Raw genomic sequence first — 16,796 nt, forward strand, 5'->3', positions numbered from 1 at the left:
ATGAGCAATGCAGCCCTATTGAGTGAAACCGACGAGTACGGCCGGGCCACCATCACCCTCAACCGGCCCGACCTGCACAACGCTTTCGACGACACCCTGATCAGTTCGCTGACCTCGGAGCTGCGTCGCCTCGACCGCGACGACAACGTGCGGGTGGTGCTGCTGGCGGCGCGCGGCAAGAGCTTTTCCTCCGGCGCCGATCTCAACTGGATGCGGCGCATGGCCGATTACTCCTTCGAGGAGAATCTCGCCGATGCCATGGACCTGGCGGAGCTGATGAAGACCCTCGCCAACCTCGCCAAGCCGACCATCGCCCTGGTACAGGGGGCGGCGATCGGCGGCGGCGTCGGCCTGGTCGCCTGCTGCGACATCGCCCTGGCGACCACCGAGGTCACCTTCTGCCTTTCCGAGGTGAAGCTCGGCCTGATCCCGGCGGTCATCTCCCCCTACGTCGCCGCCGCCATCGGGCCGCGGGCCACCCGGCGCTACTTCATCACCGCCGAGCGCTTCGATGCCGCCGAGGCGCATCGTCTCGGCCTCGTTCACGAGCTGGTCCCCCCCGGGGAGCTCGAAGCCCGGGCGGACAGCCTCAGCCGGCTGCTGCTGCGCAACAGCCCCCGGGCGATGGCCTCGGTCAAGGAGCTGGTTGCCGAAGTGTCGCTCAGCTTTCTCGACGATGACCTGATCGCCGACACCGCCGAGCGGATCGCCGAAGCGCGGGCTTCGGACGAGGGGCGCGAAGGGCTCTCGGCCTATCTCGAAAAACGCCCACCCAACTGGATCCGGGGATGATGCGATGATCGCCAAGCTGCTGATAGCCAACCGCGGCGAGATTGCCTGCCGCATCATCCGTACCGCCCGCCGGCTCGGCATTGCCACGGTGGCGGTCTATTCCGACGCCGACCGCTGTGCGCGCCATGTCGAACTCGCCGACGAAGCCCAGCACCTCGGGCCGGCGCCGGCGCGGGAGAGCTACCTCGCCGGCGACCGTATCCTCGCCGCGGCCCGCGCCAGTGGCGCCGACGCCATCCATCCCGGCTACGGCTTTCTGGCCGAGAACGCCCCCTTTGCCGCCGCCTGCGGCGAGGCCGGACTGATCTTCGTCGGCCCGCCGGTAGCGGCGATCGAGGCGATGGGGTCCAAAAGCGCCGCCAAGCAGATCATGAGCGCGGCCGGCATCCCCCTCGTCCCCGGCTACCACGAGAGCGACCAGTCGGACGAGCGCCTGCGCCGCGCCGCCGACGCCATCGGTTACCCGCTGCTGATCAAGGCGAGCGCCGGTGGCGGCGGCAAGGGGATGCGGGTGGTGAACCACGGCGACGACTTTGCCGACGCCCTCGCCGGCGCGCGGCGCGAGGCGGCCGCCGCCTTCGGCGACGACCGGGTGCTGCTCGAACGCTACCTGCAGCGTCCCCGCCACGTCGAGGTCCAGGTCTTCGGCGACAGCCAGGGGAACCTGCTCCATCTCTTCGAGCGCGACTGCTCGATCCAGCGCCGGCACCAGAAGGTGATCGAGGAGGCGCCCGCCCCCGGCCTCGCCCCCGACCTGCGCGCGGCGATGGGCGCCACCGCGGTGGCGGCGGCGCGGGCGATCGCTTATGTCAGCGCCGGCACCGTCGAGTTCCTCCTCGATCACGACGGCTCCTTCTATTTCATGGAGATGAACACCCGTCTCCAGGTCGAGCACCCGGTCACCGAGATGATTACCGGCCAGGACCTGGTCGAATGGCAGTTGCGGGTCGCGGCCGGAGCAGCGCTCCCCGCCTCCCAGCAGGAGCTGACGATCAGCGGCCATGCCATCGAGGCGCGGATCTATGCCGAGGACCCGGCGCGCAACTTCCTCCCCGCCACCGGCCGCATTCGTCATCTGCGCCAGCCGCCGGAATCGCCCCATGTGCGGATCGACAGCGGGGTGCGCGAGGGGGACGAGGTCAGCATCCACTACGACCCGATGCTCGCCAAGCTGATCGTCTGGGACCGGGACCGGCCACGGGCGGTGCGGCGCCTGCAGCAGGCCCTCGGCGCTTTCCAGGTTGCCGGGGTGAGCTCCAACCTCGGCTTTCTCGCCACCCTCTGCGCCCACCCGGCCTTTGCCGCCGCCGATCTCGATACCGCCTTTATCGAGCGCCACGCCACCGAGCTCTTCCCCGAGCCCGGGCCGGTCAGCGAACGGATGCTGGCCCTCGCCACCCTGGCGCTGCTGCTGCGGCGTAACGCCGAGGCGGCAACGGCTGCCGCCGCCAGCTCGGATCCCTGGTCCCCCTGGCATCGTACCGATGGCTGGCGCCTCAACTCCGATAACCACCACGAGTTCGGTTTCAGCGACGGCGGCGAGCGCCTCGCCGTCACCGTCCATTATCGCGGCGACTCTTACCTCTTCGACCTGCCGGGCGGGCAGCTCAGCGCCAGTGGCGCCATCGACAGCTCCGGGGAGCTCTGTGCCGAACTGGGGGGAGAGCGTTGCCGGGTGACGGTGGTGCAGCACGGTCGCGAGCTGACCATCCTCAGCGGCGGCCGCAGCCACCTGCTCCTCCTCGACGATCCGGGGCTCCAGGTTGCGGCCGAGACGGGGGGCGGACGGCTCACCGCGCCGATGCCGGGGAAGGTCGTGGCGCTCCTGGTCAAGACGGGCGACCGCGTCGAGCGGGGCGCCAGGCTGGCGATCCTCGAGGCGATGAAGATGGAGCACACCATCACCGCCCCCGCCGCCGGGGTGGTGGCGAGCCTCCCCTTTGCTGTCGGGGCCATCGTCAGCGAAGGGGTCGAACTGCTCAGTATTGTGCCGGACGCGGAGGAGGGATGAAGCTGCCGCGCCAGGTCAGGCTGGTCGAGGTCGGCCCCCGTGACGGCCTGCAGAACGAAGCGGGCGCGGTCCCGACGGCGACCAAGATTGCCTTCATCGACCGGCTCAGCGCCACCGGCCTGAAGGCGATCGAGGCGACCAGTTTCGTCGCGCCGCAGGCGGTGCCGCAGCTGGCCGACGCCGCCGCGGTGCTGGCCGGTATCGAGCGCCGGCCGGGGGTGGTGTACAGCGCGCTGGTCCCCAACCGGCAGGGACTGGAGCGGGCCCTGGCCGCCGGGGTCGAGGAGATCGCGCTTTTTGCCGCCGCCTCCGAGACCTTCTCACAGCAGAACATCCACTGCTCCATCGCCACCAGCCTGGAGCGCTTCGCCGAGGTCGCCGCCATCGCCCGGCCGCGGGGAATCCGGTTGCGCGGCTATATCTCCTGTGTCGCCGGCTGTCCCTACGAGGGAGCCGTACCTCCGCAGCGGGTGGCGGAACTCGCCGGTCGCCTGGCGGCCCTTGGCTGCGCCGAGGTCTCCCTCGGCGACACCATCGGCGTCGGCACCCCGGGCCAGATCCAGGCCCTGGTGAAAGAGGTGGCACAACAGGTGCCGGTGACGCGGCTGGCGGTCCATTGCCACGACACCTACGGCCAGGCGCTGGCCAACATCCTGGCCGCCCTTGAGGTCGGGGTCGCCGTCTTCGACAGCTCGGTCGCCGGTCTCGGCGGCTGTCCCTATGCGCCGGGAGCCTCGGGAAATGTGGCGAGCGAGGATCTCCTCTATCTCCTCAACGGGCTCGGCATCGAGAGCGGTGTCGATCTCGACGGGCTGATCGATGCCGGCTGTTTCATCAGCGCTGCCCTCGGCCGGCCGACCGGGTCAAAAGTGGCGCTGGCGCGCCGCGGGTGCGGCGCCGGCTGAGGCGGGAATCGACCCAAGAAGAGCAACGAAGACCGGCGCCCCGGCGTCGGACCATGAGCCCATGGATGCAGGCAGGGCAGGGAGAAGCGCGATGAAACTGAAAGAGATTCTGGTTTACCTCGACCCGACCCCGGCGAGTAACGACCGGGTGGCGGCGGCCCTGCTCCTGGCCCGCAAGCATGACGCCCGGCTGCGTGGCCTCTACGTCTACGAAGGGCCGGGGCAGCAGGACCCGGCCGCCGAGTTGGGCCGGGTACGCGAAGCCTTCGAGCGCCAGGTCGCGGCGGCCGGGGTCGCCAGCGGCTGGGTGGCGGTCGATCTCGGCTTCACCAAGATCAGCCTGGTGGAGATGCTCGGCTACCAGTGCTGTTTCGCCGACCTGCTGGTGGTGAGTCAGCCGGCGGTAGAGAAGGACGGGTTGGCGGGAATGGCGCGGCTCCTGCTCGGCGCCGGCTGCCCGGTGCTGGTGGTGCCGCTGGCGAATTGCCCGCTGCGCCTCGGCGAACGGGTGCTGGTCGCCTGGAAGGCCGGACCGAAAGCGTCGCGGGCGCTGCGCGATGCCCTGCCGCTGCTGGCCCTGGCCGAACAGGTCAGCCTGGTCTCGATCGGGAGTGGGGGGATCGGGATCGTCGACGAGAGCAGCCGGCTGCGTGACTATTGTAACGGTCACGGCCTGGCGGCGCTGGTCGAACAGATTCCCCGGACCAGCCTCGATGTCGGCGAAGACCTGCTCAACCTCGCCGCCGACCACGCCGCCGACCTGGTGGTGGTCGGGGTTCACGTTACCAGCCGCCGCGGCCGGCTCGAGCTGGGCGAGGTCGGCAACCGCCTCCTCAGCCAGATGACGGTGCCGATGCTCCTCGCCAACTGAGCGGTCCGGCGTCCCGGGGGAGCGATGCTCTATCCTTGACAACATCCGCCTATGCGGATATAAGAGAAACCATGAAGACGACGACGCGCCTGTTCAAAGCCCTGGCCGACGAAACCCGGCTGCGCATTCTTGCCCTGTTGCGGGAGGGGGAACTCTGCGTCTGCGATCTGATGGCGGTCCTGAACCTGCCGCAGTCGACGGTCTCGCGCCATCTCGCCTACCTGCGCAACGCCGGGCTGGTCGACGACCGGCGCCAGGGGGTCTGGATGTTCTACCGCCTCGCCGACGCCGGGAGTCCCTTCGCCGATGAGTTGCTGGCCCTGCTCGGCCGGCGGCTCGGCGAACTGGCGCAGGTACGCCGGGACCTCGAAGCGCTGCGGCGGCGGGAGGTGACCGGCGCTGCCGGCGGCTGCCGCTGAATTTTTTTACCCTGAGCTATCCGCCCAGGCGGATGTATTGGAGGTTGCAATGGTGAAAAAACGGGTCCTCTTTCTCTGTACCGGCAACTCCTGCCGCAGCCAGATGGCTGAAGGTCTCGTCAACCATGACTTCGCCGGGCGCGTCGCGGCTTTCTCCGCCGGGACCGAGCCGCACGGCCTCAACCCGCGGGCGGTGCAGGTGATGGCCGAACTCGGCATCGACATCAGCGCCAACAGCTCCGATCACATCAGCCGCTACGAATCACAGCCCTTCGACTACGTCATCACCCTTTGCGGCGATGCCAACGAGAAGTGCCCCCTCTTCTTCGGCGGGGTGCGGCGGCTGCACATGGGCTTCGACGACCCGCCGCGGGCGAGGGGGAGCGAGGACGAGGTGCTGGCGGTCTACCGCCGGGTGCGTGACGAGATCCGCCACACCATGCAGGACTTCTTCCGCCGGGAACTCGCAGCGGACCACTCCTGACCTGCCACGAAGGATGACAGCCATGACCACCCTCTCCAGACGCCTCTCCTTTCTCGATCGTTACCTCACCCTCTGGATTTTTCTCGCCATGCTGGTCGGCGTCGGCGCCGGCTGGTTCTTTCCCGGGATCAAGGAGTTCGTCAACCTCTTCAGCGTCGGTACCACCAATATCCCCATCGCCGCTGGCCTGATCCTGATGATGTATCCCCCCTTCGCCAAGGTTCGCTACGAGGAGTTGCCCGACGTTTTTGCCAACAAGCGCATCCTCGGCCTCTCCCTGCTGCAGAACTGGGTAATCGGCCCGCTTCTGATGTTCTTCCTTGCCATCATCTTCCTGCATGGCTATCCCGAGTACATGGTCGGCCTGATCCTGATCGGCCTGGCGCGCTGCATCGCCATGGTCATCGTCTGGAATGAGCTCGCCAAGGGAAACAGTGAATACGCCGCCGGACTGGTCGCCTTCAACAGCATCTTCCAGGTCCTCTTCTTCAGCGTCTACGCCTGGTTTTTCATCAGCGTGCTGCCACCCCTTTTCGGCCTGCAGGGGGCGGTGGTTGACATCACAATTGGCGCCATTGCCAGGAGCGTCTTCATCTATCTCGGCATCCCCTTCCTCGCCGGGGCCCTGACCCGGCTGATCGGCGTCAAGCTCCTCGGGCGCGAGCGCTACCACGCGGTGGTGGTGCCCAGAATCAGCCCGCTCACCCTGATCGCGCTCCTCTTCACCATCGTCGTCATGTTCAGCCTCAAGGGGGAGCTGATGGTGCAGATCCCCCTCGACGTGGTGCGCATTGCCGTCCCGCTGCTGATCTACTTCGTGCTGATGTTCCTGGTCTCCTTCTGGATGGGGCGCAAGGTCGGCGCCGACTACAGCCGCACCACCACCCTCGCCTTCACCGCGGCGAGCAACAATTTTGAGCTTGCCATCGCCGTGGCGGTGGCGGTCTTCGGCCTCAACTCCGGCGCCGCCTTTGCCGCCGTCATCGGCCCGCTGGTCGAGGTGCCGGTGATGATCGGCCTGGTCCATGTCGCCTTCTGGTTCCAGCGCCGCTGGTTCGGCGCGCAGGTCACTTTTTAGGTTCTCCCTGCGAGGCGGGAAAGAGGAGGTAAGGGCTTTCGCAGCCGGTCGGAAGCTGTTCTGCTATAATAGATCCTTTACCGCCACCCCAGCCGACCGGGAGGAGCCGATGGAGCTGCGCAACACCCGCACCACCATTCTCAACAGCGGCACGCCGGAGCAGAAACGTGCCGAGATCCGCGCCTACTTTCACGCCTCTTACAGCCTCGATGAACAGCTCTACGACACCCTCGCCGATGACGCCGCCTTCTACCTGCGCCCCGAGCCGCTGCGCCATCCGCTGATCTTTTACCTCGGCCACACCGCCGCCTTCTACATCAACAAGCTGATCGTCGCCAGGGTCATCGACGAGCGCATCAACCCCGGCTATGAGGCGATGTTCGCCATCGGCGTCGACGAGATGTCCTGGGACGACCTCAATGACGCCAACTACGACTGGCCGACGGTGGCGGAAGTCAAGGCCTACCGCAATACGGTGCGGAACCTGGTCGACGGCGTGATCGCGAGCCTGCCGCTGACCCTCCCCATCGACTGGGAAAACCCCTGGTGGGCGATCATGATGGGGATCGAGCATTCGCGCATTCACCTCGAGACCTCCTCGGTGATCATCCGCCGTCTCCCCATCGAGCGGGTGCGGCAGCTGCCGCTCTGGGAAATCTGCACCGAGAGCGGCGCCGCGCCGCAGAACCGGCTGCTGCCGGTAGCCGGCGGCAAGGTGACCCTCGGCAAGCAGAAGGACCATCCCCTCTACGGTTGGGACAACGAGTTCGGGCACCACCGTTTTGTCGTCGACGATTTCGAGGCGAGCCGCTACCTCGTTTCCAACGCCGAGTACCGCGAGTTCGTCGACGCCGGCGGCTACCGCACCCCAAGCTACTGGAGCGACGAGGGGGAGCGCTGGCTCACCTTCTCCCGCGCCGAACATCCCCTCTTCTGGATCAAGGACGGCGATTCCTACCGTTTTCGAACCATGGCGCAGGAGATCGCCATGCCCTGGGACTGGCCGGTGGAGGTCAACCAGCTCGAAGCGAAGGCCTTCTGCAACTGGAAGGCGAAAACGACGGGCAAACCGATCCGCCTGCCGACCGAGGACGAGTGGTACCGGCTCCACGACCTGCTCGAGATTCCCGATCAGCCCTACTGGGAGCAGGCGCCGGGGAACATCAACCTCGAACATTTCGCTTCCTCCTGCCCGGTCAGCAAATTCGAGTTCGGCGACTTCTGCGACGTCGTCGGCAACGTCTGGCAGTGGACCGAGACGCCGATCACCGGCTTCGACGGCTTCGAAGTCCATCCCTGGTACGACGACTTCTCGACCCCGACCTTCGACACCCAGCACAACCTGATCAAGGGGGGCTCCTGGATCTCCACCGGCAACGAGGCGACCCGCGACTGCCGCTACGCCTTCCGGCGCCACTTTTTCCAGCATGCCGGCCTGCGCTACGTCGCCAGCGAGCAGGCGGTGGAGGAGCCGGAGGCGATGTACGAGAGTGACACCGCCGTCGCCCAGTATTGCGACGCCCACTTCGGCCCCGACAAGTTCGGGGTGCCCAACTTCCCCGCCACCCTTGCCGGCATCTGCGCCGAGGCGATGGGCGGCTGGCCGAAACAGCGCGCCCTCGATCTTGGCTGCGCCGTCGGCCGCGGGAGCTTCGAGCTGGCCAGGCACTTCGACTTCGTCACCGGCATCGACTTCTCCGCCCGCTTCATCCGCATCGCCTACCAGCTGCAGGAGAAGGGGGTGATCCACTACCAGCTCCCCGAAGAGGGGGAGATCGTCTCCTTCCACGAAAAGCGCCTCCAGGACTTCGGTCTCGCCGAGACGGCGCAGCGGATCGAGTTCTTTCAGGGGGACGCCCACAACCTCAAGCCCCAGTTTGCCAACTACGACCTGGTCCTCGCCGCCAACCTCCTTGATCGCCTTTACGACCCGGCGCGCTTTTTGCGCATGATCCGCGAGCGCATCAACCCCGGTGGCCTGCTCGTCCTTGCCTCTCCTTACACCTGGCTCGAAGAGTTCACCAAAAAGGAGCACTGGATCGGTGGCGTGCGCCGCGCCGGTGAGCCCTTTACCACCCTCGAGGGGTTGCAGGAGCAGCTCGGCGACCACTTCCGGATGATCGGCGAGCCGCGCGACGTCCCCTTCGTGATTCGCGAGACCGCCCGCAAGTTTCAGCACAGTGTCTCGCAGCTGACGATCTGGGAGCGGCTGGAAGGATGACGGCTTTCGACCTCGCCCGCGCCCGCCGCGAAACCCGCGGCTGCGAGAAGCTGATCCACTTCAACAACGCCGGCGCCGCCCTGCCGCCAGTGCCCGTGGCCGACGCCCTGCACGACTACCTGCGCGACGAGGAGCTGCATGGCGGCTACGAGGTGATGGCCCGGCGCGAGCTAGAGCTGGAGCACTTCTACGTCGCCGCGGCCCGGCTTTTGAACTGCGCGCCCGCCGAGATCGCTTTTGCCGAAAGCGCAACCCGCGCCTGGAACGCCGCCTTCTACGCCCTGAAGTTCCGGCCCGGCGCGCGCATCCTGGTAGGCAGCGCCGAGTACGGCAGCAGCCTGGTCGCGATGCTGCAACGGGCGCGGAACGAGGGGGTCGAGATCGTCGAAGTCCCCGACGACGGCCATGGTCAGGTCGACCTGGCGGCGCTGGAGCGGCTGATCGACGCCCGCACCCGGCTGATCTGCCTGACCCAGGTCCCCTCCGGCGGCGGCCTGGTCAACCCCGCCGCCGCCGTCGGCCAGCTCGCAAGAAGAGCCGGCATTCCCTATCTCCTCGACGCCTGCCAGGCCCTCGGCCAGCTCCCGGTCGATGTCGAAGCGATCGGCTGCGACCTCCTCTGCGGCACCGGCCGCAAGTTCCTGCGCGGCCCGCGCGGCACCGGCCTCCTCTACGTTCGCAACTCCCTGCTCGAGACGCTCGAACCGCACGAGCTCAACCACTTCGCCGCACCGATGCTCTTCGCCCGCGACTACCGGCTGCGCCCGGACGCCCGCCGCTTCGAGACCTGGGAGCGCAGCTATGCCGGCCAGCTCGCCCTCGGCGTCGCCATCGATTACGCCCTCGACTGGGGGTTGGAGACGATCAGCGCCCGCATCGGCCACCTCGCCGCCGAGCTGCGCCGTCAGCTCGCCACCCTCGACGGGGTCACCGTTGCCGACCGCGGCCTGCTGCAGTGCGGCATCGTCACCTTCCACGCCCGCCAGCGGCCTGCCGCCGAATTGCAGCAGCTCCTCGCCGACCGCGCCATCAATGTCGCCACTGTCCCTTTTTCCGCCAACCCTCTCAGCTCGGAGCAGCATCCGCACCCGCCGCTGTTGCGGGCTTCGCTGCATTACTACAACAGTGCGGAGGAGGTGGAGCGGTTTGTGGGGGAATTGCAGAAGTTGTTGTGATGGGGTGGAGTTAAAAGGCAGGAAAGTTCTTTGGACACGGATTCCACGGATGAACACGGATTAGGGGCAAGGACTGTAAAATTCAGGTTTGGCTTGATCCGTGTTCATCAGATTTGATCCGAGTTCGGCGGGTTATTTTGGTGTTTGCTGCATGGAAGGCGAAACAAAAGAGAAGACAGGAGCACTTGGACACGGATTTCACGGATAACCACGGATTAGGGGCAAGGACTTTAGGGTTCATGTTTGGCTTGATCCGTGTTAATCAGATCTGATCCGTGTCCAAAGTTTTTAATCTTGAATTTGACAGATTTCGATGATTCAAGAAGGAGGGGGAATGAAACACGAGGAAATCACAAATCAGATCATCTGCAGTTTTTACAATGTCTACAACAAGCTCGGGTATGGATTCCTGGAAAAGGTCTATGAAAACGCACTATTCATTGAACTCGCACTCACCGGTCTTGCCGTCCAGCAACAAGCCGCAATCGTTGTAAATTATGCCCAGCAGATGGTCGGTGAGTATTTTGCGGACCTGTTGGTAGAAGAAAAGGTTATCGTCGAAATCAAGGCAACCCGAGTCTTGAACGGCACCCATGAGGCGCAGCTACTGAATTACCTGAAGGCAACGGATGTTGAGGTGGGGCTGCTGCTCAACTTTGGCCCCAAAGCAGAGGTGAAGCGAAGCGTATTCGATAACTGCATGAAATAAGAGCTCTGGAAAAACAAATATCCCCCGTCTGGTTCTTAGGCTTAGCTGGACGAAATTTGAGTCACTTCGAAACCATTTTTTCTCCATTGCCGGCGGTGTAAATCAGTTTGTGTAAATGGCTTGGGTTTTTGTCGTCAGTAAACCGGCAACCTGCCTTCGAACAAGATAGAGAACTGGTTGAGAGCGGCCTTCCAGTCCCGAATCGGCAGGGTCCATTTCTTGGCGATATTGTTCAGCGCCAGGTAGAGCAGTTTGAACATGGCTGCGTCGTTGGGGAATGAGCCCCGGTTCTTGGTGACCTTGCGCAGCGACATGTTCAGCGATTCGATCGCATTGGTGGTGTAGATCACCTTGCGAATCTCCGCCGGGTAGGCGAAAAACGGGGTGATTCTCTCCCAGTTCCGCCGCCAGGACTGGCCGATGGAGGGGTGGGTTTTATCCCACTTCGCTTCGAACTCCGTCAGGTTCATTTCGGCCTGCTCGGCCGTCGCGGCCTGGTAAATGGACTTCAGATCGGCCGCCACTTCCTTGCGCTGTTTCCAGGAGACGTAGCGGAGAGAATGGCGCACCATGTGAACGAGGCAGAGCTGGACCTGGGTGCGAGGAAAGACTGCTTCGATGGCCTCGGGGAAACCTTTGAGCCCGTCCACGCAGGCGATGAAGATGTCTTCGACACCCCGGTTTTTCAACTCGGTCACCACCTGTAGCCAGAACTTGGCGCCCTCGTTCTCGGCCACCCACATGCCCAGGACCTCCTTGATGCCGTCCAGGGTGACGCCCAGGGCCAGGTAGACCGCTTTATTGCTGACGTGGCCGTTGTCTCGCACCTTGACCCGGACCGCGTCCATATAGACGATGGGATAGAGGGCGTCGAGCGGTCGGTTCTGCCAGATCTTGACCTCGTCCGCGACGGCATCGGTCACGCTGGAAATGAGGGCGGGAGAGACCTCGACGCCATAAATCTCTTCCAGATGCCCCTGGATCTCCCGGGTCGTCATCCCCCGGGCGTAGAGGGAGATGATCTTGCCGTCGAAGCCGGCGAAGCGGGTCTGGCCCTTGGGAATGATGAGCGGCTCGAAGCTGCTGTCCCGGTCACGCGGAACCTCGATCGGCAGTTTGCCGAATTCGCCCTTGATGGTTTTGGCCGACTTGCCATTGCGGGCATTGCCGCCTTTCGTGGCCACGGGAGCATGCTTCTCGTGCCCCAGGTGTTGGGTCAATTCCGCTTCCAAAGCTCGTTCCAGAAGGGCCTTGGTGAGCTGTTTAAGCAAGCCGGTTTCGCCGATCAGGTCTTCGGGCTTCTTGTAGTCGGCAAGCAGACGGTCCAGCAGATCTTTTTCGATGGCCATGGGGGCTCCTTAGAGGGTGGGGTCCCGGTGTACCCCTGAATGGCCATTTACACAATCTTTTTTACACCCTCCCATTGCCTGGAGATTTACCTCCCCTGGTCGATTACAATAGAGCATACATTTTCCGCCAACCAGAGGGCAGGATCCCGGCGGAATTAACGAGATCGGGGAATCGAAACCATGCTTAGACTAATCACTGGATTTTTGCTGCTGGCACTCTGCGGTTGCGGGAATGTCCAGCCCATCGCCAAGGCCACCACCCCCGAAATTGCCAGCGTCGGCGACACGGTTATCCTCGATGCCAGCGCCACCCTTCTCGACCGCGACTCGACCTACCTCTGGACCATCGATTCGGCGCCGAGCGGCAGCACCGCGACCATCGCCAACCCCCACGCGGCGAAAACATCCTTCGTCCCAGACCTGCCCGGCCGCTACACCTGCACCGTCACTGTTGCCAACGAGGATTTCAGCGATGTCACCTCCATCATCGTCACGGTGATCCCGGCGGTCGCCGACGGCGTCACCGAAGTCGGGGTGCTGGTCATCCACAGCGTCGACACCCTGCTCGGCTGGCAGATCGGCCGCACCCTCGCCGAGGCCGCCGATCTCGTCGCCCTGGAATATCCCACCCTGGTCACCGGGTGGAACGATGGGACCATTATCGCCACCCTGATCAACGTCCCCATCCCCCACCCGGAACTCTACCGGGTGGTCGACTGGACCGTCGAGTTAATCCTGACACCATGACCTGTTGCCGGAGGGGACGAAAGAGAGAAGTTGGTACGGAGTTCCGGGCTCCCTAGCCCCTTACAAAGGAGATTCCACCGTGATCGCCGTAATCTTTGAAGTCTGGCCGGTTGAGGAAAGGGCTGAAGAGTACTTCGATTTGGCTGCCTCCTTGCGGTCAGATTTGCAAAAAATTGACGGGTTCATTTCCATCGAGCGGTTCGAGAGCCTGACGACCAGGGGGAAATATCTTTCGCTGTCGTTCTGGCGTGACGAAGAGGCCGTTCGCAGTTGGCGCACCCTTGAGGACCATCGAAACGCCCAGGCCAAAGGACGCGATGGTGTCTTCGCCGATTACCGGTTGCGTGTTGCCTCGGTGGTGAGGGATTACGGGCTGGCGGAACGCGGCGAAGCACCCGATGACAGCCGTGAGGTGTTCGGCTAGCAACTTTCGGATTGTCTTCCTGGGAGCAATAAACGAACAAAAGCCCCGACCTGTTACTCGGTCGGGGCTTTTGTTCAGTCGGGAATGAACTTGACGGGGCCGAAAGGGCGCTTATTTGCTTTTCTTCCTGCCCGGACAAGGAAAGGGGGACAGATTTATTTATTGCCTTTCCGATTCACCCCGTGCTACTTTCCGGCTATGCCAAGAACCGCTCGCATCATCATTCCCAATTTTCCCCATCATATTATCCAGCGCGGGCATAACCGGCAGACGGTATTTGCCAGCGACGAGGATTACCTCTACTACCTGGCCAATCTGGCCGAGTGGAAAAAGGCCTACGAGTGCAAGGTGTATGCGTATTGCCTGATGACCAACCACATTCACCTGGTGGTCGATCCGGGAGATCGGGCGGAAGCTATCGGGAAATTGATGAAACGCGTTGCCGGACGGCAGACGCGCTATGTCAACCGTCTTGAGGGGCGTACCGGGACCCTGTGGGAGGGACGGTTCAAGTCGAGCCCGATAGACAGCAATGCCTATCTGCTGGCCTGCTGCCGGTATGTGGAGATGAACCCGGTTTTCGCGGGGGTATGTGAAGATCCTGCGCGCTACCGGTGGTCAAGTTGTGGTGCCAGAACCGGCCAGCAGTCCCTTGACTGGCTCGATTTGGATTCCCTCTATCTGGGGCTGGGAGTTGCAAACGAGGAGCGCGCAGCCAAATACCGGGCCTTTCTGGCCGGGACGATTTCCGAAGAGGAGCGGTCGATAATTCTCGGTGCCGTTACCCGCGGACAATTGACGGGCGGAGCATCCTTCGTCGATGAAATTGAAAAGAGACTGGAGCGCAGGGTCGAGTTACGTCGCCCCGGGCGCCCGCGAAAGGACCAGAAATAAAGCTACCCGTTGGCTCCTGGTCTCCTGTGCTCCTGGAAGGAGAGCCGCACCCTAAGAAGCTGGGGGAGTTCCGGAGACAGCATACTTAATTCAAAAGTCCCGACCGGATTTCCGACTGGCGTTTTTAACCAGTTGGTAAAATTGACTTCCTTGACTCGACGAAAAATCCTTTATTTCCGCTTCTGAAACTAAGTCGTATCCCCCGGGGTTTCTGAATGGACACGAGGTAGTCGAAAGGCTCATCTCTATGCGTATGCCGGGGCGTCTCGGAAGGGTCTGATCACTCAGCCTTCCAACTCCTGCCGGTCAAGGGATTCCACCTCGGAGCGCCCGAGCCAATAACAGGCGAGCGGAGCCGGAATCTTCAGTGCCTTGAAGTCCTCGGTTGCGGAAAGGGACAGTATCCCGAAATCGGCAGCGTCCTTGGTTATAACGTAAGCGCGATGGACCTTTCGCTCCTGACAGAACTGAACCAGGCCTTTCAGCTCCGAAGTCCCAACATTCTGCCCGCGATACTTGACCTCGAAAGGGACCAGCCGTTTGCCGGTATCGGCGATGATGTCCACCTCCTGATCCTTCTTTCCACGCCAATAGGAAAAGGAGATGCTTCGCTGGTAATAGCGGCTGAAGACGTGCTTGAAGAAGGCGGTCTCTACCGCTTGGCCGAGCTTTTGGGTGTCCTCCAGCAGTTCCTTCCCCTTGAGCATTACCCCGGGAGCGATAGCGGCGTCCGCAAGGTAGACTTTTGACCGGCCGCGCAGGATCTCCTTGCCGTATCCGAAAGGCCGCAGCCTGTAGATCAGGTGAGTCGCTTCGAGCAAATCGATGAAGTTGTTGGCGGTCCCCTTTTTAACCTCCAGATTGCTGCACAAAGCCTGGATGTCGAGGAGCCCGCCGTCGTGAAGGCAGAGGTAAAGAAATGTCTGTTCCAGTTCAAGGACGCGCCTGACGCCAAAGAGTGCGGTCATGTCACGTTTTAGGACTTTGTCGACGATGTCCTCTCGGAGAAGCTTCTGGGCCAGGGTTATGCTGCTGACCAGGGAGCTTTGGGGAAAGCCACCTCGTAACAGGTATTCGTGGAACAGCCCGGTCAGTGGCCGAGCTTCTTCCCCTGTGCGGGCGAACCAGTTGGGAGACTTGTCAAAGAGTCCGGCGAGGGTGGAGACAGGGGGGAGATCGGGCACCGGATCGCGCCGGATTTGCAGATATTCGTAAAAGGACAGAGTAGCCAGCCGAATGGTGTGCCAGCGTCCTACCCCTGATTCGAGACCCTCGGTTTCCAGTGGGGTTGCCGAGCCAGTGACGGCGATGCGCCGGCGCTTTTCAAAATCGACCTGATGCTTGAGCCAGACCTGCCAATCCTTGGTCGCCTGGATTTCATCGAGGAATAGGTATTCGACACCATCTCGACCCGGTTCGAATTCGCGCCAAAGTTGCAGCAAACCATCAAGCCCGATCAATTTGAGCAGCGGATGGTCAAAGGTCGCGTATAGAATGTTGGTTGGAGGGACACCCTTGTCGAGAAGCTGGTCAATCGCTTGCAGGAACAGGGTGGTTTTTCCAACCTGGCGTGCCCCCGAGAGGAGAAGTGCTCTTCCGGCAGGTGGGTTTTGCAGCCAGTCGCCAATTTCCTGAAATGCGGCCCGATGCCATGGGGGGAGCTCAGGAAACCGCCCACCCGACCACCAAGGGTTATAACGACGCAGTACCGCAATAAGTTCAGCATTGGACGCAATCACGTGAAAACCTCCCCAAAAAGTAATTTTAAGGTAAGTATATTAGTCTAAAAATTTAATATCAAGCCAATCCTCGGCAAATTCTAGGCTTAATTACAAGTAAGGGCCGCAGTGATTACCTCATCCCCCCGCCTAAACTCCAGGCCAGAGCCCTTCATGGGACGCCGAATCGAATTCAGAAACCCGGCCGGGACTTTTTATCCCATCAGCAACCCCAGGTTGGCCCGGTCGGTAGACCGTCCATTTGGACGGGAGATGTCATTTGGGTCACCCTGAAGCTTTGCTTTTACGATCGCCGGATGATTTACCTCCGCCGGTCGATTACAATAGAGCAAAGATTTTCCGCCAACCCCACGACAGGTGCCCGGCGGAACCAACAAGATCGGGGAGTCGGAACCATGGTCAGACGAATCACTGGAATTTTGCTGCTGGCGCTCTGCGGTTGCGGGAATGTCCAGCCCATCGCCAAGGCCACCACTCCCGAAATTGCCGCAGTCGGCGATACGGTTATGCTGGATGCCAGCGCCACCCTCCTTGACCGTGACGCGACCTACCTCTGGACGCTCGATTCGGCCCCCTCCGGGAGCACCGCGACCATTGCCAACCCCCGGGCGGCGAGGACCTCCTTTGTCCCCGACCTCCCCGGGCGCTACAGCTTCACCGTCACCGTATCCAACGAGGACTTCAGCGACGCCACCTCCATCGTCGTGACCGTTATCCCGGCGGTCGCCGACGGCGTCACCGAGGTCGGGGTGCTGGTCATCCATAGTGTCGATACCCTGCTCGGCTGGCAGATCGGCCGCACTCTCGACGAAGCCGTCGATCTCGTTGCCCTGGAATATCCCAACCTCGTCGCCGACTGGAACGACGGGACCGTAATCGCCTCGCTGATCAACGTCCCCATCGCCGACACCCCGCACCCGGAGCTTTACCGGGTAGTCGACTGGACCGTGGAGCTGATCCCGGCACCCTGAACTTTTG

Annotated in this window: 16 protein-coding genes; 14 read left to right on the forward strand and 2 right to left on the reverse strand. The window is 63.0% G+C overall.

Annotation, left to right across the window (positions count from 1 at the left end):
- The 10 genes from ACYQ8E_RS12410 to ACYQ8E_RS12455 all read left to right on the forward strand — a co-directional run bounded on the left by ACYQ8E_RS12410 (position 1) and on the right by ACYQ8E_RS12455 (position 10,665).
- Entirely contained in the window at positions 1-792 is a 792-nt protein-coding gene (locus ACYQ8E_RS12410) for an enoyl-CoA hydratase/isomerase family protein (protein ID WP_066722563.1), read from the forward strand.
- A 4-nt stretch (positions 793-796) separates the two neighbouring features.
- Positions 797-2,803 carry an acetyl/propionyl/methylcrotonyl-CoA carboxylase subunit alpha gene (locus tag ACYQ8E_RS12415; RefSeq protein WP_066722566.1) on the forward strand — a complete coding sequence of 669 codons (2,007 nt, stop codon included), beginning with the start codon at positions 797-799 and terminating at the stop codon, positions 2,801-2,803.
- Entirely contained in the window at positions 2,800-3,708 is a 909-nt protein-coding gene (locus ACYQ8E_RS12420) for a hydroxymethylglutaryl-CoA lyase (protein ID WP_066722569.1), read from the forward strand. The genes ACYQ8E_RS12415 and ACYQ8E_RS12420 overlap by 4 nt, the downstream gene beginning before the upstream one ends.
- A gap of 91 nt (positions 3,709-3,799) precedes the next feature.
- Positions 3,800-4,579, forward strand: a complete 780-nt coding sequence (locus ACYQ8E_RS12425; RefSeq protein ID WP_066722571.1) for a universal stress protein — start codon at positions 3,800-3,802, stop codon at positions 4,577-4,579.
- 71 nt (positions 4,580-4,650) lie between these two features.
- Complete coding sequence (locus ACYQ8E_RS12430; RefSeq protein WP_066722573.1) at positions 4,651-4,998, forward strand: ArsR/SmtB family transcription factor; 348 nt, start codon at positions 4,651-4,653, stop codon at positions 4,996-4,998.
- A 49-nt stretch (positions 4,999-5,047) separates the two neighbouring features.
- The gene (locus tag ACYQ8E_RS12435) at positions 5,048-5,482 is read left to right on the forward strand and encodes an arsenate reductase ArsC (RefSeq protein ID WP_197463684.1); all 435 of its coding nucleotides are present in this window, start codon (positions 5,048-5,050) and stop codon (positions 5,480-5,482) included.
- A 22-nt stretch (positions 5,483-5,504) separates the two neighbouring features.
- Positions 5,505-6,560, forward strand: a complete 1,056-nt coding sequence (arsB, locus tag ACYQ8E_RS12440; protein WP_066722575.1) for an ACR3 family arsenite efflux transporter — start codon at positions 5,505-5,507, stop codon at positions 6,558-6,560.
- Positions 6,561-6,669: 109 nt separating this feature from the next.
- A complete protein-coding gene (ovoA, locus tag ACYQ8E_RS12445; protein WP_066722583.1) occupies positions 6,670-8,781 on the forward strand; it encodes a 5-histidylcysteine sulfoxide synthase in 2,112 nt (703 codons plus the stop codon).
- Positions 8,778-9,956 carry an aminotransferase class V-fold PLP-dependent enzyme gene (locus tag ACYQ8E_RS12450; RefSeq protein WP_066722585.1) on the forward strand — a complete coding sequence of 393 codons (1,179 nt, stop codon included), beginning with the start codon at positions 8,778-8,780 and terminating at the stop codon, positions 9,954-9,956. Before ovoA ends, ACYQ8E_RS12450 begins: the two co-directional genes overlap by 4 nt.
- A gap of 334 nt (positions 9,957-10,290) precedes the next feature.
- Positions 10,291-10,665, forward strand: coding sequence for a GxxExxY protein (locus ACYQ8E_RS12455; protein WP_066722587.1), 375 nt, complete (start codon positions 10,291-10,293; stop codon positions 10,663-10,665).
- Positions 10,666-10,799: 134 nt separating this feature from the next.
- Here ACYQ8E_RS12455 and ACYQ8E_RS12460 read toward each other — a convergent pair whose 3' ends face one another.
- Positions 10,800-12,014, reverse strand: a complete 1,215-nt coding sequence (locus tag ACYQ8E_RS12460; RefSeq protein WP_066722594.1) for an IS256 family transposase — start codon at positions 12,012-12,014, stop codon at positions 10,800-10,802.
- A gap of 180 nt (positions 12,015-12,194) precedes the next feature.
- Between ACYQ8E_RS12460 and ACYQ8E_RS12465 the strand changes: the two genes are divergently transcribed.
- The 3 genes from ACYQ8E_RS12465 to ACYQ8E_RS12475 all read left to right on the forward strand — a co-directional run bounded on the left by ACYQ8E_RS12465 (position 12,195) and on the right by ACYQ8E_RS12475 (position 14,079).
- Positions 12,195-12,761: a PKD domain-containing protein gene (locus ACYQ8E_RS12465; RefSeq protein ID WP_157471652.1), complete on the forward strand. Its 567-nt coding sequence runs from the start codon at positions 12,195-12,197 to the stop codon at positions 12,759-12,761.
- Positions 12,762-12,840: 79 nt separating this feature from the next.
- Positions 12,841-13,185: an antibiotic biosynthesis monooxygenase family protein gene (locus ACYQ8E_RS12470; RefSeq protein WP_066722601.1), complete on the forward strand. Its 345-nt coding sequence runs from the start codon at positions 12,841-12,843 to the stop codon at positions 13,183-13,185.
- A gap of 198 nt (positions 13,186-13,383) precedes the next feature.
- Positions 13,384-14,079 (forward strand): transposase, encoded by a 696-nt coding sequence (locus tag ACYQ8E_RS12475; RefSeq protein ID WP_066729561.1) that lies wholly within the window; start codon positions 13,384-13,386, stop codon positions 14,077-14,079.
- A gap of 284 nt (positions 14,080-14,363) precedes the next feature.
- Here ACYQ8E_RS12475 and ACYQ8E_RS12480 read toward each other — a convergent pair whose 3' ends face one another.
- Positions 14,364-15,818 (reverse strand): ATP-binding protein, encoded by a 1,455-nt coding sequence (locus tag ACYQ8E_RS12480; RefSeq protein ID WP_066722604.1) that lies wholly within the window; start codon positions 15,816-15,818, stop codon positions 14,364-14,366.
- 395 nt (positions 15,819-16,213) lie between these two features.
- Here ACYQ8E_RS12480 and ACYQ8E_RS12485 point away from each other — a divergent pair, with 395 nt between their 5' ends.
- The gene (locus ACYQ8E_RS12485; RefSeq protein ID WP_066722607.1) at positions 16,214-16,789 is read left to right on the forward strand and encodes a PKD domain-containing protein; all 576 of its coding nucleotides are present in this window, start codon (positions 16,214-16,216) and stop codon (positions 16,787-16,789) included.
- Positions 16,790-16,796 lie beyond the last annotated feature (7 nt).

Source organism: Desulfuromonas carbonis (assembly GCF_054658035.1).

Excerpts from the sequence above, each read along its gene's own strand:
- ACYQ8E_RS12410 (WP_066722563.1), top strand. The coding sequence starts at position 1 with ATGAGCAATGCAGCCCTATTGAGTGAAACCGACGAGTACGGCCGGGCC.
- ACYQ8E_RS12415 (WP_066722566.1), top strand. The coding sequence starts at position 797 with ATGATCGCCAAGCTGCTGATAGCCAACCGCGGCGAGATTGCCTGCCGC.
- ACYQ8E_RS12420 (WP_066722569.1), top strand. The coding sequence starts at position 2,800 with ATGAAGCTGCCGCGCCAGGTCAGGCTGGTCGAGGTCGGCCCCCGTGAC.
- ACYQ8E_RS12425 (WP_066722571.1), top strand. The coding sequence starts at position 3,800 with ATGAAACTGAAAGAGATTCTGGTTTACCTCGACCCGACCCCGGCGAGT.
- ACYQ8E_RS12430 (WP_066722573.1), top strand. The coding sequence starts at position 4,651 with ATGAAGACGACGACGCGCCTGTTCAAAGCCCTGGCCGACGAAACCCGG.
- ACYQ8E_RS12435 (WP_197463684.1), top strand. The coding sequence starts at position 5,048 with ATGGTGAAAAAACGGGTCCTCTTTCTCTGTACCGGCAACTCCTGCCGC.
- arsB (WP_066722575.1), top strand. The coding sequence starts at position 5,505 with ATGACCACCCTCTCCAGACGCCTCTCCTTTCTCGATCGTTACCTCACC.
- ovoA (WP_066722583.1), top strand. The coding sequence starts at position 6,670 with ATGGAGCTGCGCAACACCCGCACCACCATTCTCAACAGCGGCACGCCG.
- ACYQ8E_RS12450 (WP_066722585.1), top strand. The coding sequence starts at position 8,778 with ATGACGGCTTTCGACCTCGCCCGCGCCCGCCGCGAAACCCGCGGCTGC.
- ACYQ8E_RS12455 (WP_066722587.1), top strand. The coding sequence starts at position 10,291 with ATGAAACACGAGGAAATCACAAATCAGATCATCTGCAGTTTTTACAAT.
- ACYQ8E_RS12460 (WP_066722594.1), bottom strand. The coding sequence starts at position 12,014 with ATGGCCATCGAAAAAGATCTGCTGGACCGTCTGCTTGCCGACTACAAG.
- ACYQ8E_RS12465 (WP_157471652.1), top strand. The coding sequence starts at position 12,195 with ATGCTTAGACTAATCACTGGATTTTTGCTGCTGGCACTCTGCGGTTGC.
- ACYQ8E_RS12475 (WP_066729561.1), top strand. The coding sequence starts at position 13,384 with ATGCCAAGAACCGCTCGCATCATCATTCCCAATTTTCCCCATCATATT.
- ACYQ8E_RS12485 (WP_066722607.1), top strand. The coding sequence starts at position 16,214 with ATGGTCAGACGAATCACTGGAATTTTGCTGCTGGCGCTCTGCGGTTGC.